Here is a 16,608-nt window from a genome sequence, read left to right as displayed (position 1 = left end):
TGCGAGAAGTCCCCTGTCAGCGGCGGTGCGAGGGTGACCAGATGACCTACACCGTCCCCGCGCACCGCTGGACCCTCACCCGGACCGCGTTACGCGCCGCCGGGGACAGGTTCCGAACGCTGCTGACCGACGGCACCGACCCGACGGCCATGGCCACCCGCGAGTGGACCGTGGCCGACTCGGCCGCGCACGTACTCAGCATCGCGGTGCTCTACGTCGCACTCGTCGAGGACAGCGACGTGGCGGTGCGGATACCCGACATCGAGACGATCCTGCCCGCGACGAACGTCGACACGGTCGCCGACGTCAACGACCACGTCCTGCGGCACTTCACCGAGCGCGACCCCGATCGCCTCGCCGACCAGCTCGGCGAGGCGATCGACGCGATCCTCGTCGCCACCACCCGGACGCCGCCGGAGACCACCCTGCCGTGGCTCGGCGACGCCCGGGTCCCCGTCTGCGGCGTGCTCGCCCACCTGGTCAACGAACTGCTGGTGCACGGCTGGGACATGGCGAGGGCGGTACGCCGCCCGTGGCCGATCCCCGACGACCACGCCGCCCTCTACTGGGACCAGTTCTTCCTCGGCATGCTTCACCACGACTACGGCGTGCTGCTCGACACCTCGCTGCCGATGCCGAAACGACCGATCGCGGTGCGGTTCCGCTCCGCGTACACGCCGACCGCGACGATCGTGCTCGGCGACCGACGGATCCGGCTCGCGCCCCCCGACCACCCCGTCGACGTCCAGGTACGGTTCCGGCCGGCCCGGTTCAACCTGATGCTGTTCGGCCGGACCAGCACCGCCGTCGCCGCGCTTCGCCGTGACGTGGTGATCAGCGGGCCGAGACCGTGGCGACTCCCGGCGTTCCTGCGCGTGGTCCACATGCCGAACGCGCGGCTCGCGCCTAATACTGCAACGGCGGGTCGTTGCTTCGGCTGCTGATCGTTCGTTGGTTGACTGTGGTGGATGCGCAGGTGGTCGGGTCGTGGGATGCCGGGTTGGAGGAGTTGTTCTTCCGGTTCGCACATCGGTTTGAGCGGGTGGAGCCCCGGCGGCGGGCGTGGGCGTATGTGCGGGGGTTGTTGGCGCCGTTGGAGCGGCGGAACGGGTGGACTCTCGCGGAGCAGGCTGGGCATGTGTCGCCGGACGGGTTGCAGGGCATGTTGTGCAGCGCGGCGTGGGACCGGGACGCGGTCCGCGATGACGTGCGCGACTACGTCGTGGAGCGGATCGGCGATCCGGCCGGGGTGCTTGTCGCCGATGAGACCGGGTTCATCAAGAAGGGCCGCGCCTCGGCGGGAGTCCAGAGGCAGTACTCGGGCACGGCGGGCAAGACCGAGAACTGTCAGATCGGCACGTTCCTGTGCTACGCCACGGCGCGGGGTCGGGCGTTGATCGACCGGGAGTTGTACCTGCCGAAGTCGTGGACCGATGACCGGGACCGGTGCCGGGCGGCGGCGATCCCGGAAGAGGTGGGGTTCGCCACGAAGCCGCAGCAGGCACAGGCCATGGTGGAGCGGGCGATCGAGGCGCGGGTGCCGTTCTCGTGGTTCACGGCGGACGAGGCCTACGGGCAGAACCCGGGCCTGCGGGGCTGGCTGGAGGATCAGGACATCGCCTATGTGATGGCCACCCGCTGTGACGACGAGGTGCCCTCCGGACTGCGCACCACCCTGCGTGTCGATGAGCTGGTCGCGAGGGTGCGTGCGGGCGCGTGGCAGCGCCTGTCGTGCGGTGATGGCGCGCGCGGGCCACGCCGCTACGACTGGGCCCGGGTACCGATCCGGCGCACCTTCGCCCACGGCCGCCGCGGCTGGGTCCTCGCCCGACGCTCGATCAGCGACCCTGGCGAGATCGCCTACTACGTCTGCTTCGGCCGACGCGGCACCCGACTGCGTGAGTTGGTGCGGGTCGCCGGCAGTCGCTGGTCGGTGGAGGAGTCGTTCCAGACCGCGAAGAACGAGGTCGGCCTGGACCAGTACCAGGTCCGCCGCTACGACGCCTGGTACGCCCACATCACCCTCGCGATGGCCGCCGCCGCGTTCCTCGTCGTCACCCGCGCCGCCGAGGCCGCAAAGGGGGCACCACCCCAAGCGAGCGCAGCCTGATCCCGCTGAGCAGCAACGAGGTCCGCCGCCTGTTCGCCCACCTCGTCCTCATCGGGCGTACCGCAGCTGATCACGTGCTGCACTGGTCAACCTGGCGCCGCCGTAGGCAAGCTCAAGCGAAAGCCTCCCACTACCGCAAACGACTCGAACCGCCATAAGTCACGACCCGCCGTTGCAGTACTAAGCCCGGCCGGACGCGGCGGTGAGCTCCCGCATCAGCAGGTCGGTGAGGAACTCCGAGCGTGCCGGGTCGGTCATCTGCCGGCTCGGCATCTCCACCAGCATCACCAGGTATGAGGTGCATCCGGTAAAGGGCCAGTCGACGACGTACCGCCGCGTCGTCGAGATCGACCGCCTCGTCGCCGGCGGCCGACCGGTAGCCCCGCAGGAACGGATGCCCTGGCTCCTGTTCGGCCTGCCGCAACAGCAGCGGAGCGACCAGATTCACCGCCTGGTCACGACTTCGTTCAGTTACCGACGCCGAGGCTGGCCATGAACGCCGACGGATAGCGGTCGCCCCGCGCCGAGCCCTTCGGCACCGCCTGCTCTATCTCGGCGAGGTCGTCGGCGGTGAGGTGCAACCGCGCCGCCGGCAACGCCTCGGCCAGCCGTTCCCGGGTACGTGCGCCGACCAGCGGGACGATGTCCGCAGCTTGCGCGGCCACCCAGGCGATCGCCAACTGGGCGACGGTGCACCCCTTGGCCCCGGCGACCCGGCGCAGCGCCTCCACCAGGGCCAGGTTGTGCTCCACGTTTCCGTCGGCGAACCGGGGGATCAGACCGAGCCCGCGCAAGTCGCCGGGACCGGCGGTGTAGTCGGTGCTCCAGTGCCCGGAGATCAGCCCCCGGCCGAGCACGCCGTACGCGGTCAGGCCGATAGCCAGCTCCCGCAAGGTGGGCAGGACCTCGGCCTCCACCGCGCGGGAGATCAGCGAGTACTCGATCTGCAGATCGACGATCGGATGTACGGCGTGCGCCCGACGGATCGTCGCCGCGTCGACCTCGGAGAGGCCGATGTGCCGGACGTACCCGGCGTCGACCAACTCCTTGATCGCACCCACCGTTTCCTCGATCGGCACCGCTGGATCCAGCCGGGCCGGACGATAGATGTCGATGCAGTCGGTGCCCAGCCGGGTCAGCGAGTACGCCACAAAGTTCCGTACCGCCTCCGGGCGATTGTCCTGCCCACCGAACCCGTGGTCCGGCGTACGCAGCCCACCGAACTTGACACTCAGCAGGTAGCTGTCCCGGTCCCGGCCGCGCAGCGCCTCGGCGAGCAGCAACTCGTTGTGACCCGCCCCGTAGAAGTCGCCAGTGTCGATCAGCGTGACGCCAGCGTCCAGCGCGGCGTGCACGGTGGCGATGCTCTCCGCCCGGTCGGCCGGGCCGTAGCCGTCACCCGACATGCCCATCGCGCCCAGCCCCAGCGCGGAAACCGCCGGCCCGGCCCGGCCCAGGGTCCGGGTCGGCATCGTGACGTTCTCCATGGTGTTCCCTTCGTCGTCGACGTGTGTGACACCTACCGTGCGTCGGAGCCGGGGCGTACGGGAGCGGAGCGTCTGTCGTGGGAGAGCCGCTCCCTGGCTCGTCAGCCAGTCGCGCGCGAGTATGGAGCCATGCAGCGTGCTGAGCTCGCCGACTTCCTGCGTCGCCGCCGTGGGGCGATCCGCCCGGTCGAGGTCGGCATTGCCGACGGTCCGCGTCGGCGGACCACCGGACTGCGCCGGGAGGAGGTCGCGATGCTCGCCGGCATGTCGGTGGACTACGTCGTACGCCTGGAACAGGGCCGCAGCAGTCAGCCGTCGCCCCAGTTGCTCGGTGCGTTGTCGCGGGCGTTGCGCCTGTCCGACGACGAACGCGACCACCTGTTCCACCTGGCCGGACACCAGCCACCACCCGCCGACGGGACAGCCCGCCTGGCCCGCGCCGGCCTGGTGCGCATGCTCGACAGGCTCCGCGACACGCCGGCCCTGGTGCTGTCCGACCTGGGAGAGGTGCTCGCCCAGAACCGGGCGTCAGTGCTGCTCACCGGAGACCAGACCGGCCACCACGGCGACCGGCGTTACCTCGTGTTCCGATGGTTCACCGATCCTGAATCCCGTGCCACCCACCCGCAGCGGGAGTGGGAACACCAGTCCCGTCAGCTGGTGGCCGATCTACGGGCGACCGCCGGCCGCCGCAGCGGCGACCCCATGGTCACCGGGCTCGTCGGGCGTCTGCGGTCAGCAAGCGCCGACTTCCGGCGACTCTGGGACGACCACGAGGTGGCGGTCCGACGCGCCGACCGCAAAACCGTCGTCCATCCGCAGGTGGGCAGCCTCCTGCTCGACTGCGAGACACTGGTCACGCCCGATCAGCGGCAGCTGCTGCTGGTGCTGACCCCGGCCGACGACGACGCCCGCGAACGGCTGGCACTGCTGCTCGTGCTCGGCACCGAGGAGTTCCAGACCGGGTCCGCAGCAGCGCAGCGGTGACAAGCCGGCGTACGGCCGTGAACATCTGCTCCGGCAGTGTCAGCTCACCGCCGCCGGCGCCTGATCGGCCGCGCGGTCGAGGTGGGCGCGGACCTGATGGGCGGTCGGCCCGGTCGCCGTCACCAGCACCGCCGGGCCACCGGCCAGCGGCAGCAGCGCCGCGCCCGGCCCGAGCGGGGCGGCCGTCGGTGCCCCACCGTCGGCCCACTCGGGCCGCACGACCAGCATCGAACCGGTCGCCTTCGCCCCGGCCAGCACCGCCGGTCCGGCCCAGCCGGCCGCGCGCGGCCCCACCGCCAGGTCGGTCCGCAGCAACGTCTGACCGGCGTACCGTACGACCGTGTCGATCCGGGCGTCACCGGACGGTTCGCCGGCCCGCCCGCAGACCAGTTCCTCACGCCACACCAGCGACGCCCCGTCGGCCAGCTCCACCACCGACCGGGAAACGTGGTCACAGCCGGCGGCGGCGATCAGCGGCTCCGGCAGCCAGCGCAGCGCCCCGCCGGCCGCGACCCGGACCACCATCTCCAGCACCGACCGGCCGCCGCCGGCCCCGGGCAGCGCCAGCGACGCGGCGACCGTACGCAGGCACAACCGCGCCCCCGCCCCGACCTCGACGTCCAGGCGCAGGTCGTCGCCGGCGAGCGGGCCGGCCGCCGCCCCGACCAGATGGACCTCGACCTCACCGGCGTCGGAGTCGCCGTCGCCGGCCGTCCGGGGGCCGGTGCGGCGCAGCACCAGCGGCGGTTCGCCGCGCAGGCTGGCCAGCCGGGTCCGCCCGGTGGCGTCGACCTCGGCGACCAGCCGCGCGCGAGCGCGCATCAGCCGCTCACCCTCGCCGACCGGTCGCTGTGCCGACCCATCAGCCGGCGACCGCCGCCGACGCCTGGGCCCGCTCGCGCAGCAGCCCCCGGATCCAGTCCGCGACCGGCGTCGCCTTGGGGTCGCGCACCAGCGACAGGAACACCGTCGGCAGATCGCCCCGGCGGGCGGCGGCGTCACGCTGCATCACCGACAGATCGGCGTTGACCAGCGGCGCCAGATCCGTCTTGTTGATCACCAGCAGGTCGGCGGTGCTGACCCCCGGCCCGCCCTTACGCGGCACCTTGTCGCCGCCGGCCACGTCGACCACGAAGATCTGCTGATCGACCAGGCCCCGGCTGAACGTGGCCGTCAGGTTGTCGCCACCAGACTCCACCAGCACCAGGTCGAGCGTGCCCAACTGCTCGGACAGCTCCTCGATCGCGTCCAGGTTGGCCGAGATGTCGTCCCGGATCGCCGTGTGCGGGCAGCAGCCGGTCTCCACCGCCCGGACCCGCTCCGCCGGCAACACCCCGTTGCGCAGCAGGAAATCGGCGTCCTCCGTGGTGTAGATGTCGTTGGTGACCACGGCGAGCCGCAGCTCGTCGGCGAGCGCCCGGCACAGCGCGGCGACCAGCGCCGTCTTGCCGGAGCCGACCGGCCCGCCGATGCCGATCCGCAGGGCGGGGGAGCCGTCGGGCACCCTCGGCGGGTGCGGGTCGACGCCCGGCTCCGGGTGGGTGTGCGGCACCTCGCCTTCGTCGTGTACGTGCGGGACGCTCCCGCCGACGTGCGCGTGCGGTTCGGCGGCATCGCCGGTGGCATGGACGTGAGGTTCAGGACGCAAAGAGACGCACCTCCCAGGTGGCATGGTGTTCGGCGTCGACCTCCGGGATCGGGGCCGACCCGGCGGGCAGGTCGTCGACCGGCCAGTCCGCCATGGCCGCCGTTTCGGCGGCGACCGCGTCGATCTGCGGGGCGAGCCGGGCCAGCAGCCCGTGCACCGCGTACGGGTCGAGGCCGAGCAGCCGCACGGCGGCGCTGGCCGGGCCGGTGACCGCACCGTACGCGGCGGTCAGCGCCGCCTGCGCCGGACCGAGCCCGGCGGCGGCGGTCACCACGCCGAGCGCCACCGGCTGGTGGCGGTCCCGTCGGCCGCCGGCCGGCATCGCCCAGATGCCCCGGCCGGCCCGCAGCAACGCCCGGCCCTGGGTCCGCGACGCGCGGCGCAGCGCCGGCGACGGGGTACGGGCGTCGAGCCCGTCGTCGAGCGCGTCCAGCCTGGCCGTCGCGCCCCCGGAGGCGGCGTCGGAGGTCGGTGCGCCGGCCGCGGCAGCCGCGAACGCGGCGGCGGTGCGCCCACCGGTGGCCAGCCGCCCGGTCAGGAACCCGGCCAGGGTGTCCAGGTCCTTGACCCGGCCGGCGACCACCGCCGCCTCCAGACCGCTGGAGTGCGCGTGCGCGCCGGACGGCAACCGGCCGTCGGCGAGCACCAGCAGCGTGGCGAGCCCGCTCATGCTCCACCGGTCGTCGGAAGCCGGCCGCTCATCGCACGTCGGCCAGTCATCGCACGTCGGCCGGTCATCAGAACAGGAAGTAGCGCTGAGCCATCGGCAGCTCCGTCGCCGGAGCCGCCTCCACGGTCTCCCCGTCGATCCGGACGGTGAAGGTGTCCGCGTCGATCTCGATCCGTGGGGTGGCGTCGTTGAGCGGCATGTCCGCCTTGCCCCGACCCCGGGTGTCGGCCACCGGGGCGAGCCGGCGGCGGACCCCGTTGAGCCGGTCACCGAGGTTGTCGTCGATCGCCACCGGGGCCACGAACGCCAGGCTGGTCGCGGCCGGAACGGTGCCGTACGCGCCGAACATCGGCCTCGGCAGCATCGGCTGCGGGGTCGGAATCGACGCGTTCGCGTCACCCATCTGCGCCCAGGCGATCATGCCGCCTTTGATCACCACCTGCGGCCGTACGCCGAAGAAGACCGGATCCCACAGCACCAGGTCAGCCAGCTTGCCCGGCTCCACCGAGCCGATCTCGCCTTCCAGGCCGTGCGCCACCGCCGGACAGATCGTGTACTTGGCGACGTACCGCCGGGCCCGCATGTTGTCGGCGGCGCCGTCGCCGGGCAACGCGCCCCGGCGAGCCTTCATCACGTGCGCCGTCTGCCAGGTCCGCAGGATCACCTCGCCGACCCGGCCCATCGCCTGCGAGTCAGAGCCGATCATCGAGATCGCGCCCAGGTCGTGCAGGATGTCCTCACCGGCCATCGTGGACGGCCGGATCCGGCTCTCGGCGAACGCCAGGTCCTCCGGCACGCTCGGATTGAGATGGTGGCAGACCATCAGCATGTCGAGGTGCTCGTCGAGGGTGTTACGGGTGTGCGGGCGGGTCGGGTTGGTCGACGACGGCAGCACGTTCGGCTCGGCCGCCACCCGCATGATGTCCGGCGCGTGCCCGCCACCGGCCCCTTCGGTGTGGTACGCGTGAATCGACCGGCCGGCGATCGCCGCCAGCGTCGACTCGACGTACCCGGCTTCGTTGAGGGTGTCGGTGTGGATCGCCACCTGGACCCCGGACGCGTCGGCCACCCGCAGACAGGCGTCGATCGCCGCCGGCGTGGTGCCCCAGTCCTCGTGCAGCTTGAAGCCGCCGGCACCGCCGCGCAGCTGCTCCCACATCGAGTCTTCGCTGACCGTGTTGCCCTTGCCGAGCAGCAGCACGTTGACCGGCCACGGGTCCAGCGCGGCGAACATCATGCCCAGATGCCACGGACCCGGGGTGACCGTGGTCGCCTTGGTGCCCTCGGCCGGTCCGGTCCCGCCACCCATGATCGTGGTGACGCCGCTGGCCAGCGCCGTCTCCAGGACCTGCGGACAGATCAGATGGACGTGGCTGTCGATCGCCCCGGCGGTGAGGATCTTGCCGTTGCCGGCGATGATCTCGGTGCCCGGCCCGATCACCAGATCCGGATGTACGCCGTCCATGGTGTCCGGGTTGCCGGCCTTGCCGAGCGCCACGATCCGGCCGTCGCGGATGCCGACGTCGGCCTTGACGATGCCCCAGTGGTCCAGCACCACCACACCGGTGATCACCGTGTCCGGGGCGCCCTCGGCGCGGGTCGCCCGGGACTGACCCATCGACTCGCGGATCACCTTGCCACCGCCGAAGACCACCTCGTCGCCGTACGCGGGGGTGCCGTCGGCGCCGCGCGGCGCGCAGCGGTCCTCCTCGACCTCGATCAGCAGGTTGGTGTCGGCCAGCCGGATCCGGTCACCGGCGGTCGGTCCCAGCAGGGCGGCGTACCGCCGTCGGTCCAGGGTGCTCACGCCGGGCCTCCCGCCTCGTCGGTGCCCGCCGCCGTGGCCGGGCCCCGTCCGTCCAACTCGCCGGCGCATTCGCCGCGCAGGCCGGCCACGATCCGCCGACCGCCGAACGGCACCAGGGTGACCTCGCGGTCCACGCCGGGCTCGAACCGTACCGACGTGCCGGCGGCCACCGCCAGCCGGTGACCCCAGGCGGCGGCCCGGTCGAAGTCCAGCGCCGGATTGGCCTCGGCGAAGTGGTAGTGCGAACCGACCTGCACCGGCCGGTCCCCGGTGTTGACCACGGCCAGGGTCAGCACCGGCCGACCGGAGTTGAGGACGATCGGCCGGTCGCCGGGGATGACTTCGCCGGGAACGACTGGGCCGCCGTCGGTGCCCGACGGCGTGGGTGGTGCACTCACTTGCGCTCCTAGGAGATCGGCTCGTGTACGGTCACCAGCTTGGTCCCGTCGGGGAAGGTGGCTTCCACCTGCACCTCGGGGAGCATCTCCGGCACTCCGTCGAGCACGTCCTCGCGGCCGAGCACGTGACGCCCGGCCTCCATCAGCTCCGCCACGCTGCGGCCGTCCCGGGCACCTTCCAACAGGAAGGCGGTGATCACCGCGGTCGCCTCCGGGTGGTTGAGCCGGATGCCCCTCTCACGGCGTTTCCAGGCCACGTCCGCTGCGACGTGGATGAGCAGTCGCTCCTGCTCGTGCCGGGTGAGAAACAAAACCGGACCTCCATGAGCGATCGAGACCTGGGTCGTGCCAGATGCTGGCATTCTGACATTTCAATCACGTTACGTACTCGTATCCGACTCACTGGGCCGGCGACCCCACCTGCGCAGCTAGGGCGGGGTCGGTCACTCGTACAAGGCGGCGTCGACCAGGATCGCCACCCCGTCCGGCAGCTGGCACTGCACCTGGATCTCTAGCTCCTGCATCCCCTCGACGACCGCGCTGACCGGTTTGGGCTCTTCGGCGTTCGCTTCGTACTGTCCCCCGCCGACTGCCCACGCCAGGCCGCCGTCGCGAGTGCGTTCGCCGACTAGGACCTCGACGTGCATCCGGGCATCCGGCTGGCTCTCGAAATACGGCCGAACAGTCGCCTGGAACGTGTCGAATCGACCGAAGAGCTGATAAGTGACCTCGCTGATCTTGTCATTGCTCTGGTTGCTCGGGCATTTGATCACGATGGCTCGTTCGAATCCGGCGGTCTTCCGTAGCTCGCGTGGAAGTTCCGTCAGATTGGTGGTGCCAGCATGAGCTGGGAGCGCGGAAAGGTATTCGACCCCGGTCGTGGCCGGTGAACCGTCCTGAGGAGCGCCGGGCGACGCGCCCGCCGGCACCGTCACCGATGGATCGATCGACCCCGTCGGCGCTGGTGTCGCCTGTTGTACGACTGGAAAGCGCCAGGCGAACACTGCGACGATCACCCCCACTACGGTGACCACCAGGCCGGCCAACGCCAGCCGTTCGGATGCTCTCCGCACCCGCCGACGTGGTCGGCCAGGGTCTTCACCTGCGGATTTGCCATTGTCAGGCATGGTTCGTCCATCGGGGTCGCGGAAGATGATTGTGGCGCCGTGCCACCATTGCACTACTCGATCAATCAACTGGCTCGGTGACCTCTCCGAGTACGTCGGCGGTCGGACGGTGCGCGCGGCTGGTGAGGTCTCTGAGTGATTGTCGGCCGTCCCTGGCCGATGGCGTATGGAGGAGTCAGATGTCGATTTCTGGAGACAGCCCGTCGACGATTTCCAGTGCCTCTTCGTCGCGGCGACCGACCGGCCGGCTCCAGCGGCTGCTGGTCGCGGTGTCGGTGGTGCTCGCGGTGGTCGCGTTGGCGCTCGCCGCCACGTCGATAGTGATCGCTCTACAGACGGCGGGCGAGGTCGATGCGATGACTGCACGGGACGGCGGTGGCGGTGGGTCGGAGCCGGGCGCGAAGCCGACGATCGAGGCCTCCGCGACGCCGGACGGGCCGGAGCCCTCTGGACCGCCCGACGGTGTGCCGTCGGTCGATCCGACCGCGCAGCCGACGCTCGACGCGCAGACTCAGTACGCGATCCACTACCCGCAGCAGCTACTGACGCTGCGGGTATCCGGCAACAACACCAGCATGCACGCCGACCTGGACGAGCCGCGGGCCGACGTGCCGTCGTCCGAGGCGGACATCACGCTGCGGGCCTCTTACGGCAACCCGCAGGCCAACCTGGTGCTCGGCCGGGACGTACGCGGCAGCAAGGTCGACGGACCAGGGCTCACTCCGCATGACTGCTCGGAACAGATCCGCATGGCCCCGCTCGGCGCCGAGGCGCAGGTGCCGGTGCAGCAAGGTGTGGTGCTCTGCCTCTGGACGAGCCGTGCCGCAGCCGTCAACTCGGGCAGGGCACAGCTTGTCGTGCTGTTGGAAATCACCGGGGACTCCCCTGACGGGGACGTCAGCCTGCGCATGGACGCATGGAAGATCCCGGGGTGAGGGCCTGCGACGGGGCCATTCGACGTCAGCTCGGATGGCCCCCGTCCGGGTGAGTGGCTTCAGGCGTCGGCGGGTCGGGCGTGGTACGGGTACGGCGGAAGCGCTCGTGCCAGGCCGGGGTGTCCCGTTCGTCGTCGAAGGCGTTGGCGATCACCACGTCGGTCGACGAGTGCAGCAGGATGGAGAGCACGATGGTCAGGGCGACCAGGTGGAACACCTCGTCGGCGGCGTCGATCCCGGACTTGAGCACGATCAGGCCGTACACCACCGAGGCGAAGCCCTTCGGGCCGAACCACATGGCCGCCGCCTGTTCCCGGGGCGCGAGCCCGGAGCGCAGGAACGCGATCGCCAGCGCCACCGGCCGGGCGACGAAGATGGCCAGCACCGCGAAGACCCATCCCGGCCAGGAGATCTCGCCGAGGAACTCGATCGAGATCAGCGCGCCGAAGACCAGCAGCGCGGCCAGCTTCAACAGCTCGGAGACGGTTTCGCCGAAGTGTTCGAAGGCCGCCCGCTGACGGGGGCCGAAGGTGGCGATGGTGCTGCCGGCGGCGAACGCGGCCAGGAACAGGTTGCCGTGGGTGGCCTGGCCGAGCGCCAGCACCAGCAGTCCGATGGCCACCCCGTTGAGCGGCGCGTACAGGGCCGACGCGGCGAACCACCGGGTCCGTTCCAGGGCAATGGCGGCCGCCGGTACGGCGACCCCGATGACCAGGCCGACGGCGAGTTCGGTGGCCAGTTCGTCGAGGTGCAGGTCACCGGAGCCGGTGGCGATCGCCAAGAACAGGATCACGAACGGCAGCGCGAGGCCGTCGTTGACCCCGGACTCGACGTTGAGCAGATGCCGCAGCCGGTACGGCACCTTCTCGTTGCCGACCAGCGCGGCGGCGAACACCGGGTCGGTCGGGGCCAGCACGGCGCCGATCAGCAGGGACTCGGCCCAGCCCAGTCCGGCGACGTAGTGGGCCAGCAGCGCGGTGATCACCAGGGTGAGCGGCAGTCCCCAGCCCAGGGCCCGGCCAGGCAGCCGCCAGGCCGAGCGCAGATCCTGCCAGCCGACCCGCATGCCGTCGGTGAACAGGACGGCGAACAGCGCCAGCTCGGCCAGGGTGTTGACGATCGACGAGTCGGCACCCACGTCCAACACACCGGTGGTTTCCGGCCCGAGCAGGAAGCCGGCCACCAGGAACAGCGCCGCCGTGGACAGGATCGTCCGATGCGCCAGCGCCGACAGCAGCACGGCGAGCAGCAGTACGGCGGCGAAACTCAACAGCAGCATGGCGACTCCGCGGACACCAGGGTGGCAGGCCCGGTGATGGTATGCCGGCCGGCCGGGATCGGCGCGGACGCCCACCGGACGGGCTGACACAATGCGGGATGCAGTCCGTACCCGCGATGAGGAGTTCCGTGCCGTGATTCGTACCCATGACGCCGGCAGCCTGCGCGCGACGCACGCCGGCACGACGGTGACGCTCGCTGGTTGGGTGGCCCGCCGGCGCGACCACGGCGGTGTCATCTTCGTCGACCTGCGCGACGCCTCCGGCGTGGTGCAGGTGGTGTTCCGCGAGGAGATGCAGCTGGCGCACGCGCTGCGCAACGAGTTCTGCGTCCGGGTGACCGGCACCGTCGACCGCCGTCCGGAGGGCAACGACAACCCGGAGCTGGCCACCGGCGAGGTCGAGGTGACCGCGACCGAGTTGACCGTGCTGTCGGAGGCCGCGCCGCTGCCGTTGCCGATCGACGACCAGGTCGACGCCGGCGACGACGTCCGGCTGCGGTACCGCTACCTGGACCTGCGGCGCAGCGGGCCGGCGGGGGCGTTGCGGCTGCGGTCGCGGGCCAACCAGATCGCCCGTACGGTGCTGCACGACCGTGACTTCGTGGAGATCGAGACGCCGACGCTGACCCGGTCGACGCCCGAGGGTGCCCGGGACTTCCTGGTGCCGGTGCGGCTGCAGCCCGGCACCTGGTATGCCCTGCCGCAGTCGCCGCAGCTGTTCAAGCAGCTGCTGATGGTCGCCGGGATGGAGCGCTATTACCAGATCGCCCGCTGCTACCGCGACGAGGACTTCCGGGCCGACCGGCAGCCGGAGTTCACCCAGCTGGACATCGAGATGTCGTTCGTCACCCAGGACGACGTGATCGAGCTGGGCGAGTCGATCGTCGGCGCGTTGTGGCGGGAACTGGCCGGGCACGAGATCACCGGCCCGGTGCCGCGGATCACCTGGCACGAGGCGATGGACCGGTACGGCTCGGACAAGCCCGACCTGCGCTACGGGGTGGAGCTGACCGAGCTGACCGACTTCCTGCGCGGTACGGCGTTCCGGGTGTTCGCCGGGGCGATCGACGCGGGCGGCTACGTCGGCGCGGTGGTGATGCCCGGTGGTGCCGCGCAGACCCGCAAGGAGCTCGACGGCTGGCAGGACTGGGCCAAGGCGCGCGGTGCGCGCGGGTTGGCGTACGTGGTGCTGGACGCCGAGACCGGCGAGCCGCGCGGCCCGGTGGCGAAGAACCTGTCGGCCGAGCACCTGGGCGGGCTGGCCGACGCGGTCGGCGCCAAGCCCGGTGACGCGATCTTCTTCGCCGCTTCGACCGACCGGCGGGAGGCGCAGGAACTGCTCGGCGCGGCCCGGATCGAGATCGCCCGCCGGTCCGGCCTGATCGACGAGAGCGCGTGGGCGTTCTGTTGGGTGGTGGACGCGCCGATGTTCGAGCCGACCGAGGAGGGCGGCTGGACGGCGGTGCACCACCCGTTCACCTCGCCGACCGACGAGTGGCTGGACCGTTTCGACGGCGCGCCCGGCGAGGCCTTGGCGTACGCGTACGACATCGTCTGCAACGGCAACGAGATCGGCGGCGGCTCGGTCCGTATCCACCGGGCGGACGTCCAGCGGCGGGTCTTCGACCTGCTGGGCATCACCGAGCAGGAGGCGTCGGACAAGTTCGGCTTCCTGCTGGAGGCGTTCAAGTACGGCCCGCCGCCGCACGGCGGTATCGCGTTCGGCTGGGACCGGATCTGCATGCTGCTGGCCGGGGTGGACTCGATCCGTGAGGTGATCGCGTTCCCGAAGACCCGGGGCGGCTTCGACCCGTTGACCCAGGCGCCGACGCCGATCACCGCCCAGCAGCGGGCGGAGGCCGGGGTGGACGCGAAGCCGAAGCCGCCGGCCGGTGTCGCGCCGACCCCGGCGGCCGGTACGGCCGGCGTGGCGGCCCCGGTGGAGCCGTCCTGATCTGCTGATTCGCGGTTGAGCGGGTGGGCCCGGGTGCGTACACGCACCCGGGCCCACCGGTGTCTCCGGCTCCGCCGACCGAGATGCACAACTTCTTTGCACAGGTTCTCTGCAAAGAAGTTGTGCACACTTCCTTTGCATAGTTAGTCTGCACAACATGGACGAGCAACTGTCGACGGTCTGGCTCACCGGTGACCAGGTCCGCACCCTGGCCCACCCGCTGCGGCTGCGGCTGCTGGGCGCGCTGCGCCTGGACGGCCCGGCGACCGCCACCGCCCTGGCCCGCGAGCTGGGCACCAACACCGGCGCCACCAGCTACCACCTGCGCAAGCTCGCCGACGCCGGGCTGGTACGGGAAGAACCTGCCAAGGGCACCGGCCGGGAACGCTGGTGGCGGTCGGTGCACCAGGTCACCGCCTGGCACAACACGGCCTTCGACGCCGACCCGGACGCCCGTGCGGCCGCCGACTGGCTCAACAGCTATTTTTTGCAAGTGTTCGTCCAGCACGCCGAGGACTGGCACACCGCCCGCGACGGCTACTCGGCCCAATGGCGCGAGGCGGCCGACTACTCCGACACCCGGCTGACCCTCACCGCCGACCAGTTGCGGCGACTCAACACCGACATCGAAGCGGTCGTCGAGCGCTACCGCACCGACCCCGGTCCCGGCGATGGGCAGGCCGAGCAGGTGCTGCTCTACCGGTACGCCTTCCCCCGGGTCGTCAAGGGCGGCACGGATGACGGCGGCGACGGCGGTGACGAGCCGGACACCTCGGGCGAACGGGGCGGGCCGGACGTCTCCGGTGACCTGGGCGAGCGGGGCGGGCCGGCGGGGGACGAGCCGTGACCACGCTGACCGCCGGCCAGGTCCACCAGCGCTACCTGGTCCTGCACGCACTGCGGTGGGCGCCCACCGGGCTACTGATCCCGGTCATGGTGCTACTGATGCTGGAACGCGGGCTCACCCTGGCCCAGATCGGCCTGGTCGTCGCGTTCCAAGGGTTCACCGTACTGCTGCTGGAGTTGCCGACCGGCGGCCTGGCGGACGCGGTCGGCCGTAAGCCGGTGCTGGTCGGCGCGGCCCTGGCCAACCTGGCGTCGCTGACGGTGCTCGTGGTCGCCGACTCGTTCGGCCTGTTCGTCGCCGTGCTGCTCCTGCAGGGTGTCTACCGAGCGTTGGAAAGCGGGCCACTGGAGTCCTGGTACGTCGACGCGACGCTGGCCGCCGACCCGGACGCGCGGTACGAGGACGGCCTGAGCCACGGCGGCGTGGTGGCCGGTGTGGCGATCGCCGCCGGTGCGCTGGCCGCCGGCGCTCTGGTGGCTCTCGGGCCGGTCGGTCCGGTCAGCGCGTTGACCGGACCGGTGGTGGTCGCCGGGCTGCTGCAGGTCGTCGGCCTCGTCGGCCTGGCATGGCTGCTGGTCGAGGCCCGGCCGGCGGCCGGGGCGTCCGTCGCTGGGGGACAGCCGGCCGGCTTGTCGTCGTTCGGTACGTCGGTCCGGCAGGTACCGACCGTGGTGCTCGGCGCACTGCGGCTGCTGCGCCGCTCCCGGATCCTGGTCGCCTTGGTCTCGGTCGAGCTGTTCTGGGGTTTCGGCATGATCTCGTTCGAGACGCTGATGCCGGTACGCCTGGCCGAGGTGACCGGCGATGCCGACAACGCGGCGGCGCTGCTCGGCCCGGTCGGTGCCGTCGCCTGGCTGGCGTCGGCCGGCGGCGCGGCGCTGGTGCCGATGGCCAGCCGGCGGATCGGTGCGCCGCTGACCGCTGCCGCGCTGCGCCTGCTCCAAGGGGCGACGGTGGTCGGCATGGCGTTGCTCGCCGGGCCGTTCGGGGTGGTCGCGGCATATCTGGCCTGCTACGCCGTGCACGGCGCGTCGAACCCCGTACATCTGGGTCTGCTGCACCGGCAGGTGGACGGCCGGCACCGGACCAGTGTGGTCTCGCTCAACTCGATGGTCGCGCAGCCGGCCGGCGCGCTCGGCGGGGTGGTGTTGCTGGCAATCGCCGGCGCGACGTCGGTCAGTCTGGCGATGCTGGTCGGTGCCGTGGTGCTGGCCGCCGCCGCGCCGCTCTATCTGGCGGCGCGGCGGACCCCGTCGCACCCGTCGCCGTCCGCCCATCGGGCCGGACCAGCCCGACGCGAACCGGCGGGCCGGGACGGATCGGCGGGCGAGGTCGTGTCGGCGGCACCCTAGTCCAACC

Annotated in this window: 15 protein-coding genes and 1 pseudogene; 7 read left to right on the top strand and 9 right to left on the bottom strand. The window is 71.5% G+C overall.

From position 1 onward, the window contains the following. The first annotated feature begins 41 nt into the window (after window positions 1-41). Entirely contained in the window at window positions 42-944 is a 903-nt protein-coding gene (locus O7632_RS20845) for a maleylpyruvate isomerase N-terminal domain-containing protein (RefSeq protein WP_278116627.1), read from the top strand. A gap of 32 nt (window positions 945-976) precedes the next feature. After that, a complete protein-coding gene (locus O7632_RS20840) occupies window positions 977-2,110 on the top strand; it encodes an IS701 family transposase (RefSeq protein ID WP_278119920.1) in 1,134 nt (377 codons plus the stop codon). A gap of 467 nt (window positions 2,111-2,577) precedes the next feature. On the opposite strand, the gene O7632_RS20835 is transcribed toward O7632_RS20840, so the two are convergent. Beyond that, window positions 2,578-3,597, bottom strand: a complete 1,020-nt coding sequence (locus O7632_RS20835; RefSeq protein ID WP_278116626.1) for an aldo/keto reductase — start codon at window positions 3,595-3,597, stop codon at window positions 2,578-2,580. 129 nt (window positions 3,598-3,726) lie between these two features. Here O7632_RS20835 and O7632_RS20830 point away from each other — a divergent pair, with 129 nt between their 5' ends. Then, a complete protein-coding gene (locus tag O7632_RS20830) occupies window positions 3,727-4,584 on the top strand; it encodes a helix-turn-helix transcriptional regulator (RefSeq protein WP_278116625.1) in 858 nt (285 codons plus the stop codon). Window positions 4,585-4,623: 39 nt separating this feature from the next. Here the strand turns inward: O7632_RS20830 and O7632_RS20825 are convergent, their stop codons facing one another. From O7632_RS20825 to O7632_RS20795, 7 genes are all read right to left on the bottom strand, one after another. After that, window positions 4,624-5,406, bottom strand: a complete 783-nt coding sequence (locus tag O7632_RS20825) for an urease accessory protein UreD (protein ID WP_278116624.1) — start codon at window positions 5,404-5,406, stop codon at window positions 4,624-4,626. 40 nt (window positions 5,407-5,446) lie between these two features. Further along, a complete protein-coding gene (gene ureG, locus O7632_RS20820) occupies window positions 5,447-6,136 on the bottom strand; it encodes an urease accessory protein UreG (RefSeq protein ID WP_347403641.1) in 690 nt (229 codons plus the stop codon). 85 nt (window positions 6,137-6,221) lie between these two features. Next, a complete protein-coding gene (locus O7632_RS20815; RefSeq protein ID WP_278116623.1) occupies window positions 6,222-6,902 on the bottom strand; it encodes an urease accessory UreF family protein in 681 nt (226 codons plus the stop codon). Window positions 6,903-6,969: 67 nt separating this feature from the next. Beyond that, window positions 6,970-8,709: an urease subunit alpha gene (locus tag O7632_RS20810; protein ID WP_278116622.1), complete on the bottom strand. Its 1,740-nt coding sequence runs from the start codon at window positions 8,707-8,709 to the stop codon at window positions 6,970-6,972. Then, complete coding sequence (locus O7632_RS20805; protein ID WP_278116621.1) at window positions 8,706-9,107, bottom strand: urease subunit beta; 402 nt, start codon at window positions 9,105-9,107, stop codon at window positions 8,706-8,708. The genes O7632_RS20810 and O7632_RS20805 overlap by 4 nt, the downstream gene beginning before the upstream one ends. Before the next feature lie 8 nt (window positions 9,108-9,115). Beyond that, entirely contained in the window at window positions 9,116-9,418 is a 303-nt protein-coding gene (locus O7632_RS20800; RefSeq protein ID WP_278116620.1) for an urease subunit gamma, read from the bottom strand. A gap of 132 nt (window positions 9,419-9,550) precedes the next feature. Beyond that, the gene (locus tag O7632_RS20795; RefSeq protein ID WP_278116619.1) at window positions 9,551-10,123 is read right to left on the bottom strand and encodes a hypothetical protein; all 573 of its coding nucleotides are present in this window, start codon (window positions 10,121-10,123) and stop codon (window positions 9,551-9,553) included. Window positions 10,124-10,413: 290 nt separating this feature from the next. Here O7632_RS20795 and O7632_RS20790 point away from each other — a divergent pair, with 290 nt between their 5' ends. After that, window positions 10,414-11,169 carry a hypothetical protein gene (locus tag O7632_RS20790; protein ID WP_278116618.1) on the top strand — a complete coding sequence of 252 codons (756 nt, stop codon included), beginning with the start codon at window positions 10,414-10,416 and terminating at the stop codon, window positions 11,167-11,169. A gap of 25 nt (window positions 11,170-11,194) precedes the next feature. Here O7632_RS20790 and O7632_RS20785 read toward each other — a convergent pair whose 3' ends face one another. Then, entirely contained in the window at window positions 11,195-12,448 is a 1,254-nt protein-coding gene (locus tag O7632_RS20785; protein WP_278116617.1) for a cation:proton antiporter, read from the bottom strand. Window positions 12,449-12,581: 133 nt separating this feature from the next. Here O7632_RS20785 and aspS point away from each other — a divergent pair, with 133 nt between their 5' ends. From aspS to O7632_RS20770, 3 genes and pseudogenes are all read left to right on the top strand, one after another. Then, window positions 12,582-14,402 (top strand): aspartate--tRNA ligase, encoded by a 1,821-nt coding sequence (aspS, locus tag O7632_RS20780; protein WP_278116616.1) that lies wholly within the window; start codon window positions 12,582-12,584, stop codon window positions 14,400-14,402. 157 nt (window positions 14,403-14,559) lie between these two features. After that, window positions 14,560-15,117, top strand: a pseudogene (locus O7632_RS20775) (winged helix-turn-helix domain-containing protein); the annotation flags it as partial. 128 nt (window positions 15,118-15,245) lie between these two features. Then, window positions 15,246-16,601 carry an MFS transporter gene (locus tag O7632_RS20770; RefSeq protein WP_278116615.1) on the top strand — a complete coding sequence of 452 codons (1,356 nt, stop codon included), beginning with the start codon at window positions 15,246-15,248 and terminating at the stop codon, window positions 16,599-16,601. Window positions 16,602-16,608: the final 7 nt, after the last annotated feature.

Source organism: Solwaraspora sp. WMMD406 (genome assembly GCF_029626025.1).
GTDB lineage: Bacteria > Actinomycetota > Actinomycetes > Mycobacteriales > Micromonosporaceae > Micromonospora_E.
The sequence above is the reverse complement of the archived record's forward strand: the minus strand, read 5'-3'. Positions and strand labels throughout refer to the sequence as shown.